The following is a 10,551-nucleotide window of genomic DNA, read 5'->3' as shown; positions in this document are numbered from 1 at the left end:
CAGCTCGGCGACTGCCTGATCGTCTGCCTGAACTCCGACGCGAGCGTGGCCGGGTTGAAGGGGCCGGACCGGCCGGTGATGTCCGAGGGCGACCGCAGCGGCTGCTGGCCGCGCTGAGCCGGGCACGTGGCCACCCTGCAGGCCGCCCGGCAGCTCGGCGACTGCCTGATCGTCTGCCTGAACTCCGACGCGAGCGTGGCCGGGTTGAAGGGGCCGGACCGGCCGGTGATGTCCGAGGGCGACCGCAGCCGGCTGCTGGCCGCGCTGAGCTGCGTCGACGCGGTCCTGATCTTCGACGAGCCGACCCCGGAGGCGGCGCTGTCCTGGGTACGACCCGACGTCTGGGTCAAGGGCGGCGACTACGCCACCGGCGGTGGGGACACCGCCGCCACCCTGCCGGAGGCGGACGTCCTGCGCCGGTGGGGCGGGAACACCGTGGTGGTGCCCTACCTGGACGGTCGCTCCACCACCGACATGATCGTCCGGTCGGTCGCGGAGCGGACCCGATGACCGCCCCGCGGCCCGGCACCGGGCCCACCGTCCTGGTCACCGGCGGCGCCAGCGGGCTCGGCGCCGCGGTGGTCGCCGCGGTGGCGGCCTCCGGTGGCCGGCCGGTGGTGCTGGACCGGCAGCCGCCGGTCGACGGGGTGTCCTGGACCGAGTGCGACCTGGCCGACACCCGCGCCGCCGAGGTGGCCACCCGACACCTCGCCGAACAGGCAGGTGGCCTGGACGCCGTGGTCACCGCCGCCGGTGTGGACGTGCCGGGTCGACTCGCCGACGTGCCGGGCGAGACCTGGGACCGGATCGTCGCCGTCGACCTGCTGGCCACCGCCGCGGTGATCCGCGCCGCGCTGCCGTTCCTGCTGACCTCCCGGGGCCGCATCGTCACGGTCGCCTCCACCCTCGGCGTCAAGGCGGTCAGCGACGCCACCGCGTACTGCGCGGCGAAGTTCGGCGTGGTGGGCTTCACCCGTGCCCTCGCCGCCGAACTCGCCGGTCAGGTCGGCGTCACCCTGCTGATCCCGGGCGGCATGCGGACGGCGTTCTTCGACGAACGCGACCCGCAGTACAAGCCGGGGCCGGACGCGAACCTCAACGAACCCGCCGACACCGCCGCCGCGATCATGTTCGCGCTCACCCAGCCGGCCGGCTGCGCCGTTCGCGAGCTGGTGGTCTGCGCCGAGCAGGAGACCTCGTACCCGTGATCCTCGTGCTGCGCGCCCTGGGCGTCGGCGACCTGGTCACCGCGGTGCCCGCGCTGCGGGCGTTGCGGGCCGCGTACCCGGCGCAGGAGTTGGCGCTGGCCGCGCCCGGCTGGCTGGCCCCGCTGGTCGACCTGGTCGGCGGCGTCGACCGGCTGGTGGACACCGCCGGGCTGGATCGGCCGATCGGGGTTGGGTCGGAGCCACGGGTCGCGGTCAACCTGCACGGGCGCGGCCCGCAGTCGCATCGGCTGCTCGCGACCACCCGGCCGGGTCGGCTGCTGGCCTTCGCCAACCTGGACGCCGGCTTCGCCGACGGGCCCCGCTGGGCCGTCGACGAGCACGAGGTGGACCGGTGGTGCCGGCTGCTGTCCTGGTACGGCATCCCGGCGACCGGGGCGACCTCAGCCTGCGCCGGCCCCCGCCGGCCGGGCTGCCCAGCGGGGTCACAGTGCTGCACCCGGGCAGCAAGATTCCGGCCAAGCGGTGGCCGGCCGAGCGGTTCGCCGCGCTGGCCCGGGCGCTGACCGACCAGGGGCACCGGGTGCTGCTCACCGGCTCGGCCGACGAGCGGGAGTTGGCGTGCCGGGTGGCCGACGCGGCGGGCCTGGGGTCGGAGCGGGTGCTGGCCGGTCGGACCGATCTGGGCGCGCTCGCCGCGCTGGTGGCCGACGCCCGCCTGGTGGTCAGCGGGGACACCGGGGTCGCCCACCTGGCCACCGGGTACGGCACCGCGTCGGTGGTCCTCTTCGGGCCGGTGCCGCCGGCGCGTTGGGGACCGCCGCCGGACCGGCCCCGGCACCGCGTGCTCTGGGCCGGCGCGGGGGATTGGCCCAAGTGGGACGGGGTAGGAAGCCACCCGACGATGACGGCTCTGCGGCTCGACGAGGTGTTGGCCGCCGTGGTCGAGGCGGAAAGGGTGGGGCGGATCTCCGGTGCGGTTACGGCGTAGCGACCCGGGTCGGGCGGGGTACGGCCGGCGTCGGCGCGGACGGGGTTGGCTCTTCGTCGACCCGACCGGCGCTCCGGTGCGGGACCCGGACGTCCTGGCCCGGTTGCGGGAACTGGTCATCCCTCCGGCCTGGCAGGACGTCTGGATCGCGCCGTATCCGAACGGGCACATCCAGGCGGTCGGGATCGACGCGGCCGGACGCAAGCAGTACGTCTACCACCCGGTGTGGCGGGAGAAGCAGGACGAGGCGAAGTTCGACCACATGTTGGAGGTGGCCCGGCGGCTGCCGGTGCTGCGCGAGCGGGTGGGGCGTGACCTGGACGGCCGGGGGCTGGGCCGGGACCGGGTGTTGGCGACGGTGGCCCGCCTGTTGGACATGGGGATGTTCCGGGTCGGCAGCGACCAGTACGCGGCCGGTGACGACCCGACCTACGGGGTGTCCACCCTGCGCCCGGAGCATGCCCGCTCCCGGGGCGGCTGCGTGGTCTTCGAGTTTCCCGCGAAGGGCGGCATCGAGCAGGTGCGCCGGATCGAGGACCCGGAGCTGTGTCAGGTGCTGGTCAACCTGCGTCGTCGTCGGCGGCGGGCGGACCGCCTGTTCGGCTACTGGGACGGCCGGGAGTGGCGCGACGTGCGCAGCGACGAGGTCAACGGCTACCTGCGCGACGCCAGCGGTGGGGAGATGACCGCGAAGGACTTCCGCACCTGGCACGCCACAGTGCTCGCCGCCACCGAGTTGGCCACCGCCGCGCCGGCCCGCTCGGTGACGGCGCGGCGCAAGGCGGTGGTCACTGTGATGCGCGAGGTGGCCGACCTGTTGGGCAACACCCCGACGGTGGCGCGTACGTCGTACGTGGACCCGCGGGTCGTCGACCTCTATCACGACGGGGTGGTGGCGTCGGTCGATCCGGGGACGCCCCGCGAGGAAGCCGAGCGGGTCGTCCTGGAGTTGCTGGCGAAAGCCTGACCGACCCCGTCAGATCCCGGGGGGAAAATGACGGGGCCGGAGCATCAGGTGTGCCTGGGCCCCACCGGGCGGCCGCCCGCCGCACTTGCGGCGGGCGCCTCGCCACGGCCCCCGTTGGCGGCCTACCGTCACCCGCTGGGCGGGCGGCGTTCGGCGCGTTGGTGTCAGTCTGCCGGCAACGAGTTGACCATGGACGCCGGGCGGTTGACTTTCCGTGCCGGATGCGAGCTGGCGTCGCGATGTTCCTGCGGACTGCTCCCGTAGGCCGCCCGGAACACCCGGCTGAAGTGGGCCTTGTCGGGGAATCCCCAGCGCGCCCCGATGGTGTGCACGGGCTGGTTGCGCAGGGCCGGGTCGGACAGGTCGCGACGGCACCGGGACAACCGCAGCTCCCGGATGTAGGACGCGGCTGTGGTGTCCTCGGCCTATCGGCAGCGCGGCGTGCGGGATCATGGTGATGATCGAGGTGGCCTGGCTTCGCTCCGGCTCGGTCGCGTGGTGGCCGACGTCGTGCGGCCGGGACCCGTTGTAGAAGGTGAACTCGCCGGCGCGGAGGTCGCTGTGTCGGCCGTCCTGGCTGGACGTGCCGACTCCGTCGTTGGTGCGGGCGAGCATGTACAGCTCGGTGTCCGACTGGCAAATCAGCTTCGGAGTGCGGGTGGCGTCCAGCGACGGGTAGTGATCTTTGATCAGCTGGATCGGGCCGAGGTCGAGGAAGTCGGCCCGGGCGCTGAAGTCCTCGGCGTGCGCGGACCGGATGCGCATCGGCGCCGACGTCAGTGCGACGAGGTCCAGCCACATCCCGAACCGCTCGCTCGGTGGTAGGACGGTCCTGTCGATGGTGTCTCTCGGCAGCATGCCGGCCCCTCAACCGGTACGGCGGTTGATCAGGACCTCGACGCCGTCGAGGATGCGGTCCAGGCCGAAGGCGAACTCGTCGTCGGGGTTGTCGTCCTGGCCGGGCTGCTGATCACCATGGCTGCGCTGGGCGACCGGATCGGCCGCCGCCGGCTGCTGCTGATCGGTGCCACCGCGTTCGGGGCGGCGTCGTTGCTGGCCGCGTACGCCGACAGCGCCGAGACGCTGATCGCCGCGCGCGCCGTGCTCGGCGTCGGCGGGGCCACCCTGATGCCCTCGACGCTCGCCCTGGTCCGCAACATGTTCCACGACGCCAAGCAGCGCGGCGCCGCCATCGGCATCTGGACCGCCACGCTGACCGGCGGCATCGCGATCGGCCCGGTGCTCAGCGGCGTCCTGCTGGAGCACTTCTGGTGGGGCTCGATCTTCCTGATCAACATTCCGGCGATGCTGATGCTGCTCCTGCTCGCCCCACTCCTGGTGCCCGAGTTCCGCAACCCGGCCACCGGGCGGTTCGACCTGGTCAGCGCGGCGCTGTCGCTCGGTGCGCTGCTGCCGGTGATCTACGGCATCAAGGAGATGGCCCGCGACGGCCTCAACCCGGCACGGGTGCTCGCCATCGTCGCCGGCCTGCTGGTGGGCGCACTGTTCCTGCACCGGCAGCGGACCCGCGCGTACCCGATGGTCGACCTCGCCCTGTTCCGCCGCAGTGGCTTCGCCGGCTCGCTCGCGGTCAACCTGCTGGCGATGTTCGCGCTGGTCGGCTTCGCCATCTTCACCACCCAGCACCTCCAGCTGGTGCTCGGCCTGAGCCCGCTGCGGGCGGCGCTGTGGAGCCTCGTGCCGTCGCTCGCCGTGGGCGGCGTCGCGCCGGCCGCCGCCGCCCTCGCCCAGCGCGTCGAACGGGCGTACCTGATCGGCGCGGGGTTCGGGATCGCCGTGCTCGGCTTCGCGGTGCTGACCCGGGTCACGCCGGAGACACCGCTGTGGCTGCTGCTCGTCGGTGCCAGTGTCTACGCGGGTGGCCTGGTGATGGTGATGTCACTCGTCACCGAACTGGTCCTCGGTGCGGCCCCGCCCGAGCAGGCCGGTGTCGCGTCGGCGCTCACCGAGTCCAGCAGTGAGCTGGGCGGCGCGCTGGGGATGGCGATTCTCGGCAGTGTGGGCGCGGCGGTCTACCGTCGCGAGATCCTCGACGGTCTGCCGACCGGGTTGCCCGCCGACACCAGCCACGCGGCCCAGGAGACCCTGGGGGGCGCGCTCGCCGTGGCACGGGGGCTGCCGGCCGAGCTGGCCGACGCGGTGCTGCACGCCGCCCGGGTCGCGTGCACCGACGGGCTGCACCTCGCCGCGATCGCCGCCATGGTGGCGATGCTGGTGGGCGCGATCACCGCGCTGGTCACGCTGCGCGGTGTCCGGCCGGCCGACTCCGCGGCGCTGGCCGCCGAGCCGACCGATCCGGCCGGCACCTCGTTGTCGTCGGTCAGTCGGTGAGCACGTGCGCGAGCCGGTCGCGGAACCGCCGCTCGGAGTCGCTGACCGACTCGCCGCCGATGCCCAGCAGCCCGCCGCTGGAGGCCGCGCCCACCACCTGCTCGGCGATCTTCACCAGCCAGTGCTTGTACGCGCCCGCCTCGCCCTCGTCCAACCGGGCGGCGAGCAGCGCGGCGGCCTCACCGGCGCGCAGCAGCACGTCGTCGATCAGCGCCGTCGGGTCGGCGGGAGCGATGACCGGCAGCTCCTCGCCGGTCTCCGGGTCACCGACCCGGGTCACGATCTCGCCGGCCACGGCGGCGACGAGCGGGCTGGCCGACTCCCGGCCGGCGGCGATGGTCTCCAGCCCGGCGGCGGTCTCCGCCATGGTCCGGCGGGTGCCGTCGGACTCGGCGGCGCTCGCCGCGGTCAGGACCGACTGCGGCAGGCCGACCAGCAGCCCCCACTCCCCGTCGGAGAAACCGAAACCGGTGTACGCCGGCTGCTCGATCACGGCAATGCCCCTTCCGCCCTGCTCTGCTTGGTCAATCGGCGCTCTGCTTGCGATCCACCGGGCCCGACACCGGCGCCCGGGTCAGGCTAGTCCAGGGTCAGCAGGCCCTGTTCGGACACCACGCGCACCGACAGCGTCTTGTACCCGACCTCGTCGAAGAGGACCGTCATCTTGTCCTCCTCGTAGGAGAGCACCAGACCCTGCCCCCACTCCGGGTGCCGCACCTGGCTGTGCACCGGGAACGGCCCGACCGCACCCTGGTCGGCCACGCTGGTGCCGTTGTGGCAGTTGTCGCAGTGCCCGCAGACCTGGCTCATCTGCTCGCCGAAGTAGGCCAGCAGGGTCTGCCCCCGACAGGCGGTGGTCTCGGCGAAGGCCCGCATCATGTCGGTGCGGGACCGGGTCACGGTCTGCTGGCGCTCCGCCTCGGCCAGCGCCGCCGCGGCGGCGTCCACCGGGGTGGGGGAGTAGCGCGGGGCGCCGATCCGTTGCCGGGCCCGCGGCTCGGCGGCGCCGATCTGCTCCAGCAGGGAGAGGTACTGGCCCAGCTTGCGCGGGCCGAGGCCGGTGGTCTCGCGCAGCTCGGTCTTGGCGGCCGGCTTGCGGCGTAGCAGCGCGGCCAGGTCACGCAGCTCGTTCTCGTCGGGCAGGCCGCCGCTGAAGAACCGTTGCAGGCCAACGTCCTCGGCCTGCCACAGCAGCAGCACCCGGGCCGGTTGCCCGTCGCGGCCGGCCCGGCCGATCTCCTGGAAGTAGCTGTCCGGCGAGTCGGGCAGCGCCATGTGCACCACCCAGGCGATGTTCGGCTTGTCGATGCCCATCCCGAACGCCGAGGTCGCCACCATGATGGGGACCTGGTCGGCGAGGAACGCCTCGTGCAGTTCGGCGCGGGCGCCGGCGGCCATCCCGCCGTGGTAGAACTGCGCCGGGAAGCCGGCGTCGGTCAGTCGGGTGGTCAACTCCTCGGCGGCGCGCCGGGTCGGCACGTAGATGATCCCGGGCCGCTCGTCGTCGCTCAGCAGCGTGATCAGCCTCCGCCACCGGTAGTCCTCGGTGGGGCAGTGCGCGACCTCGACGAACAGGTTCGGCCGGTCCAGCCCGGAGACCACCACCTCCGGCTCGCGCAGCCTCAGCCGGGCGATGATGTCGTCGCGTACCGGCGGGGAGGCGGTGGCGGTCAGCGCGACCACCGGCGGCCGGCCGATGCCCTCGATCAGGTGCCCGAGCGCCAGGTAGTCGGGGCGGAAGTCGTGCCCCCAGGCGGAGATGCAGTGTGCCTCGTCGATCGCCACCAGCGCCGGCTTCAGCGCGGCGACCTCGGCCATCCGGTCCGGGTTGCTGAGCTGCTCCGGGGTGATGAAGAGGAACTCCGCCCGACCCTCCCGGATCTCGGCGATCGCCTCGGCCTGCTGGGTCGGCGACTCGTTCGAGCTGATCCGCACCGCCCGCAACTCCGGGCGTTGCCGCTCGTTCAGGCTGGCGATCTGGTCTTGCTGGAGGGCCAGCAGGGGGGAGATCACCACGGTGGGGCCGGGAATCAGACTGGCCGGGATCTGGTAGATCGCCGACTTGCCGGCACCGGTGGGCAACACCACCAGGGCGTCGCGCCGCTGCATCACCGCGCGCATGGCGGCCAGCTGGTTGGGCCGCAGCGCCTGCCAGCCGAAAAGACTGCGGGCCGCGCGGCGCAACGTCATCGAATGCGTGGACAGTTTCATCGAGGGCCGGAGGTACCCGAGCCCATGACCGCCGAAACACCTTCGGACGATCATGGGCTCGTGGCCGTCGGCCCTTAGCGCAGGCGGGGCAGGACCTCGCGCTGGTAGAGGTCGAACAGGCCCTGGTAGTGCGGGCCGGTGTTGGCCACGTAGACCTCGTCGAAGCCGGCCTTCGCGTACTTGTCGATCATCTCCAGGTGCGCCTCGGCGCTGTTGCCGCAGACGAACGCCTCCTTCAGCATCTCCGGTTTGACCAGCTCGGAGGCCTGCTCGAAGTGCCGTGGTGAGGGCAACACCTGGGACAGCTCGCCGGGCACCCCGGCGTTCGGCCAGCGCTCGTACGCGATCCGCATCCCCTCGTCCTCGCTGTCGGCGTACGCCGCCTTGAAGCCGGCCTGGCACGGCTTGTCGCCGCCGCCGTTCTCGCGGAAGCGCCGGACCATCTCGCCGTCGGGCATGGTGCTCACGTAGCCGTCGCCGATCCGGGCGGCCAGGTCGATCGCCTTCGGACCGAAGCCGGAGACGTAGATCGGTGGCGGGCTGTCGGGCAGCGTGTAGATCCGGGCGTGCTCGACCGTGTAGTGCCTGCCGTGGTGGTTGACGAAGTCACCGGTCCACAGCTTCCGCAGCACCTCGACGGCCTCCTCCAGCATCTCCAGCCGAACGTCGGCCTGCGGCCAGGCGTCGCCGAAGATGTGCTCGTTGAGCGCCTCGCCGGTGCCGACGCCGAGGACGAACCGTCCACCGTGCAGCACCGCGCTGGTCGCCGCCGCCTGCGCGACCACGGCCGGGTGGATCCGCACGGTCGGGCAGGTCACCGCGGTGGTCACCGGCAGCGAACTGGCCTGGCTGAGCGCACCGATCATCGACCAGACGAACGGGCTCTGGCCCTGCGCGTCGACCCAGGGGTGGTAGTGGTCGGAGATCCACAGCGCCTCGAAGCCGGCCCGTTCGGCGCCGCGCGCCTGCTCCAGCAACTCGGCTGGGGTGAACTCCTCACTGGACAGAAAGTATCCGATCTTCATCGCTTCCCCTTCGGCGCGCGGACCTGCTGATGGGGAAGCCGTACCCCGGGCGCGGTCGGCCACACCGACGCTCGGGGCCGGTTCGCTCAGCGGCGACCGAACATCGCCCGGATCGCGGCGAACAGCAGCAGGGCGCCGACCACCAGGCCGAGCAGGCGTACGCCGGGGATGTCGGCCGGGCTCGTCGCGTCGGCCAGCAGCGCGGGGTCCATCCCCGAACTCTCCCCGGAGAACCGCCGTTCCGGCAACTGTAAGGTTTATTGACTATTGAATCGCCCAGTGTGACCATGGCAGGACCGCCTGCCGGTGGCGGTGCGCCGAGGGCGCGCGAGAGATGGGGTACGGGGGCCGCATGAGCGAGCGCAACCAGCGGGTCGACGGGGGCGTACCGACGCCGGTGATCGACGTCGATCACCACGAGGGGGCCCGGTGACCACCCCCACCGGGCACCTGCCGGCGCTCGCCGCCGCCGTCCTGCAACCCGGGTTCGTCGGCACCACCCCGCCGCCGTGGGTGTGCCGCTGGCTCGGCGAGGGCCTCGGCTCGGTGGTGCTCTTCGCCCGCAACGTCGTCGACACCGAACAGGTGGCGGCGCTCACCGCGACCCTGCGCGCCGAACGGCCGGACGTCATCGTGGCGATCGACGAGGAGGCCGGCGACGTCACCCGGCTCGAATCGGTGCACGGCAGCTCCCGGCCCGGAAACTTCGCCCTCGGCGCGGTCGACGACCCCGAGCTGACCGAGGCGGTCGCCCGGGACCTCGGCGCCGAACTGGCCGCGGCCGGGGTCACCCTCAACTACGCCCCGGACGCCGACGTCAACTCCAACCCGGCGAACCCGGTGATCGGCGTCCGCTCGTTCGGCGCCGACCCGGCCCTGGTGGCGAGGCACACCGCGGCCTGGGTCCGAGGGCTCCAGGCCGGCGGGGTCGCGGCCTGCGCCAAGCACTTCCCCGGGCACGGCGACACCCGCGTCGACTCCCACCACGACCTGCCCCGGATCACCGCCGACCGGAGCCGGCTGGACGCCTGCGAACTGGCCCCGTTCCGGGCCGCCGTGGCCGCCGGGGTGCAGGCGGTGATGACCGGTCACCTGCTGGTGCCGGCGCTCGACCCGCGGCTGCCGGCCACGCTGAGTCAGCGCATCCTGGGTGGGCTGCTCCGCGACGAGCTGGGCTTCTGCGGTGTGGTGGTGACCGACGCGATGGAGATGCGCGCGGTCGCCGACCGGTACGGCTTCGCCGGGGCGACAGTCCGCGCCCTGGTCGCCGGGGCCGACGCCATCTGCATCGGCGGCGAACGGGCCGACGAGCAGGCGGCTGTCGAGCTGCGCGACGCCATCGTGGCCGCCGTGGTCTCCGGTGAGCTGCCCGAGGAACGTCTCGCGGAGGCGGCCAAGCGGGTCGGTCAACTCGCCGCCTGGACAGTCACCGCCCGCACGACCGGCTCAGCCGCGGGGCGCGACGACCACGACGTCGGGCTGGTCGCCGCCCGGCGGGCCGTGCGGGTCACCGCCGACCAGGCCGCGACGGTCACGCTGCCGCTGACCCGCCCCGCGTACGTCGTCGAGTTCGAGCCGCTGCGCAACATCGCCATCGGCGCGGAGACTCCGTGGGGCCTCGGCGCGCCACTCGGCGAGGTGCTGCCCGGCACCCGCGCGGTCCGCTACGCCGAAGCCGACGTGCCGGCCGACCCGGGCGCCGGGGCCGGCAGTGACCCCCTGGTCCTGGTGGTCCGCGACCTGCACCGCCACGACTGGATGCGCGCCGCCGTGCACCGCGCGCTGGCCGCCCGGCCGGACGCGGTGGTGGTCGAGTTGGGCGTGCCCGAGCTGGTCACC

9 protein-coding genes and 3 pseudogenes are annotated in these 10,551 nt (G+C 73.3%); 6 read left to right on the top strand and 6 right to left on the bottom strand.

The window, feature by feature from the left end; translation table 11 throughout:
* Positions 1-117: 117 nt before the first annotated feature.
* The 4 genes and pseudogenes from JM949_RS29090 to JM949_RS29075 all read left to right on the top strand — a co-directional run.
* A pseudogene (locus JM949_RS29090) lies at positions 118-480 on the top strand (adenylyltransferase/cytidyltransferase family protein); the annotation flags it as partial.
* A gap of 26 nt (positions 481-506) precedes the next feature.
* The gene (locus JM949_RS29085; protein ID WP_203151364.1) at positions 507-1,208 is read left to right on the top strand and encodes an SDR family oxidoreductase; all 702 of its coding nucleotides are present in this window, start codon (positions 507-509) and stop codon (positions 1,206-1,208) included.
* Positions 1,205-2,157: pseudogene (locus tag JM949_RS29080) on the top strand (glycosyltransferase family 9 protein). Before JM949_RS29085 ends, JM949_RS29080 begins: the two are co-directional and overlap by 4 nt.
* Entirely contained in the window at positions 2,141-3,124 is a 984-nt protein-coding gene (locus JM949_RS29075; protein ID WP_203151363.1) for a DNA topoisomerase IB, read from the top strand. Before JM949_RS29080 ends, JM949_RS29075 begins: the two are co-directional and overlap by 17 nt.
* Before the next feature lie 164 nt (positions 3,125-3,288).
* Here JM949_RS29075 and JM949_RS29070 read toward each other — a convergent pair whose 3' ends face one another.
* Positions 3,289-3,507 carry a helix-turn-helix domain-containing protein gene (locus tag JM949_RS29070; protein ID WP_203151362.1) on the bottom strand — a complete coding sequence of 73 codons (219 nt, stop codon included), beginning with the start codon at positions 3,505-3,507 and terminating at the stop codon, positions 3,289-3,291.
* A 103-nt stretch (positions 3,508-3,610) separates the two neighbouring features.
* Positions 3,611-3,889: pseudogene (locus tag JM949_RS40010) on the bottom strand (AraC-like ligand-binding domain-containing protein); the annotation flags it as partial.
* A 210-nt stretch (positions 3,890-4,099) separates the two neighbouring features.
* Between JM949_RS40010 and JM949_RS29060 the strand changes: the two are divergent.
* Positions 4,100-5,476, top strand: a complete 1,377-nt coding sequence (locus JM949_RS29060; RefSeq protein ID WP_203151361.1) for an MFS transporter — start codon at positions 4,100-4,102, stop codon at positions 5,474-5,476.
* Here JM949_RS29060 and JM949_RS29055 read toward each other — a convergent pair.
* The 4 genes from JM949_RS29055 to JM949_RS38685 all read right to left on the bottom strand — a co-directional run bounded on the left by JM949_RS29055 (position 5,466) and on the right by JM949_RS38685 (position 8,924).
* A complete protein-coding gene (locus tag JM949_RS29055) occupies positions 5,466-5,969 on the bottom strand; it encodes a hypothetical protein (RefSeq protein ID WP_203151360.1) in 504 nt (167 codons plus the stop codon). The genes JM949_RS29060 and JM949_RS29055 overlap by 11 nt on opposite strands.
* 86 nt (positions 5,970-6,055) lie before the next feature.
* Positions 6,056-7,687: a RecQ family ATP-dependent DNA helicase gene (locus JM949_RS29050; RefSeq protein WP_203151359.1), complete on the bottom strand. Its 1,632-nt coding sequence runs from the start codon at positions 7,685-7,687 to the stop codon at positions 6,056-6,058.
* Between the two features lie 74 nt (positions 7,688-7,761).
* The gene (locus tag JM949_RS29045) at positions 7,762-8,712 is read right to left on the bottom strand and encodes a TIGR03557 family F420-dependent LLM class oxidoreductase (protein WP_203151358.1); all 951 of its coding nucleotides are present in this window, start codon (positions 8,710-8,712) and stop codon (positions 7,762-7,764) included.
* A gap of 86 nt (positions 8,713-8,798) precedes the next feature.
* Complete coding sequence (locus JM949_RS38685) at positions 8,799-8,924, bottom strand: hypothetical protein (RefSeq protein ID WP_255545679.1); 126 nt, start codon at positions 8,922-8,924, stop codon at positions 8,799-8,801.
* A 217-nt stretch (positions 8,925-9,141) separates the two neighbouring features.
* Here JM949_RS38685 and JM949_RS29040 point away from each other — a divergent pair.
* Positions 9,142-10,551: glycoside hydrolase family 3 protein (locus tag JM949_RS29040; RefSeq protein WP_203151357.1), on the top strand; the 1,410-nt coding region annotated here is incomplete at its 3' end.

This window comes from Micromonospora tarensis, from assembly GCF_016803395.1.
Taxonomy (GTDB): Bacteria; Actinomycetota; Actinomycetes; order Mycobacteriales; family Micromonosporaceae; genus Micromonospora; species Micromonospora tarensis.
This window is presented reverse-complemented; position numbering and strand designations above follow the sequence as displayed.